Raw genomic sequence first — 2,003 nt, 5'->3', positions numbered from 1 at the left:
TGCCGCCAGTACCTGTGCCGGCAATCGCGTCGTTTCCCAAACCTGCACTAATACCGCCACTGCTAACGATACCTGTACCAGTACCACCATTGTCGTCGTCACTGCTACCAGTAGCGATGCCAGTGATTGTGTCTTTTCCTGAAAGTGTACGAATAGAACCTCCAGTTAAAATATCAATCCCAATTGCAGGTGATGCATTTAACTGTTCTCCGATTAAAGTATCCGCACCCCCGGTGCCAATGAAATTAGGTGGAACGCTTAGTCTAGGCATGAGCAAAATCCTCTCAATTAGTTACTACAGTCGCGAAAACTGATTCAAATGACCAGTTTCTCAAGCAAATTCCCTGCAATCCTTTCTCCAACGGCTATTCAATCATTGAATAGCTCTTGGAGAAGTCAGTTAAACCAGTGTTGTTCCAACAAAATAATTAGACACTCAGGGCATTAAACCCACCCAACAGTACATGCGTAGGCTCCCGCCCGCACTTCGACATCCGGCGTTGCTGAATCATCGGATAATTTCGTCCAATTTGGAAGGAATTATCAATGGTTTCAAGCGCCGATTTATCCGGCATTTATGCAACGCCTGACATACTTCGACACAACGACTGCGCTCAGTGCATCGCTGCGCTACCTCGACTCCGGCTGCATGTCCACTTTTTCTAGATGCTCCCTTACTTCAACGCCGCTCAGTACAGGTCGGCTACCAAGAGGGGATTGCCGCACAAGTCAGTAAAACAAGCTCAGTTACCACCGCAGGCATCGCAGTAAATATGAATTTTTCTGCGTTCAACTAGTGCAGATCAGCGTCAGTTTTCTTACCTTTAACAAAGGGATTTTTCCCCAAGGCTATATTGAGATGGGATGTGGATTTACGCCGTGCTGTACTTGTAGAGCATCTAACAGGCTGATAGGCATTTCCATAATCTGGAAATGATCTATGCACCTTACAAGCAAAGAAAATTTGATTACTTTACTGTTCAGTATAATTACCACTAGTTCAGGATTTCATACAATCTATCTTTAGATATATAAAATATATCATGACTTACGCTGCTAGCACAATGCGAGCGCTAATTAAAAGTACATCAATATTAATTAGAGTCGATTCCGAAAGCTTTGTGAACACATAAGAAGTCGTTACCTTGGAAGCACTATTGAAATATTCATCTAACGTAGCAATAAGGGTTTGACACAGGGCAAACGGATAAAATGGAACGACGCTTTTTCTCTTTGTTTCAAAGGTGCTGAGTTTGAAACGCTATTAGCTCACGTAGCCAAATGTGTAGCGGATCGTGATCGCAACTGCCTTTCTTAGACCACACAAGTAATGGATCGTTGAACACTTGGCGTGATCGACTAAGTGCGTGACTGGTAGCTGATTGACTCAAACCAATTTTTTCTCCAGCATTTGTAACGTTACGCTCTTGCAGCAAGGCATAAGTAGGTAGGTGCGAAAAAACCCAATTATGTAAAGATAAGTAAATACAGAGAATGCATCTACTGAGGTAACTGAAATATGGGTGCTCGTTTAAGAGTATTTCTTTCAAGTGAGCAAGACGGAATTTCAGTAAACCGAAAACTTTTGCGATCGCCAAAAAATAGTAGCCTGTAATACCGTTCTTCGATAAAGTGCAAAAGCTGATTGCTTAGGAAAAATGATAATTATAACTTATTAATCAATCCCAAAAACCAACTAAAATCAGACAGATGGCAAGTAAACTTCGCAGGCTACCCCATAGTAGCGGTCTATTGCTTGACGTAAAAATTCAACTATCTGTTTTAGGGGAAATAAATGGGAGAAAACTTGTCTGGAACTTCTTTTTAAGCGACTAAGATAATGCCACACTAGATACAGCAGATTTCGCTGTTAGGAGGTACAATAACAACAATAGGTAAACCAGTTTTGGAAGTGTTGAGGAAAGCTGAGTAACATAGCAATGTTCAGCAACTTAAGGGACTTCCAAGGAATAAAATCACCAAGTACAATAATGATAATCATT

Annotated in this window: 2 protein-coding genes and 1 pseudogene; all 3 read right to left on the bottom strand. The window is 41.5% G+C overall.

The window, feature by feature from the left end; translation table 11 throughout:
• Positions 1-271 (bottom strand): annotated as a pseudogene (locus ACFFAP_RS38100) (hypothetical protein); the annotation flags it as partial.
• 157 nt (positions 272-428) lie between these two features.
• The gene (locus tag ACFFAP_RS38095; RefSeq protein ID WP_375516049.1) at positions 429-575 is read right to left on the bottom strand and encodes a hypothetical protein; all 147 of its coding nucleotides are present in this window, start codon (positions 573-575) and stop codon (positions 429-431) included.
• A gap of 663 nt (positions 576-1,238) precedes the next feature.
• Positions 1,239-1,436: a LysR family transcriptional regulator gene (locus ACFFAP_RS38090; protein ID WP_375516048.1), complete on the bottom strand. Its 198-nt coding sequence runs from the start codon at positions 1,434-1,436 to the stop codon at positions 1,239-1,241.
• Positions 1,437-2,003: the final 567 nt, after the last annotated feature.

Origin of the sequence: uncultured Nostoc sp., from assembly GCF_964245575.1 — a bacterium.
Classification (GTDB): domain Bacteria; phylum Cyanobacteriota; class Cyanobacteriia; order Cyanobacteriales; family Nostocaceae; genus Nostoc.
The sequence above is the reverse complement of the archived record's forward strand: the minus strand, read 5'-3'. Positions and strand labels throughout refer to the sequence as shown.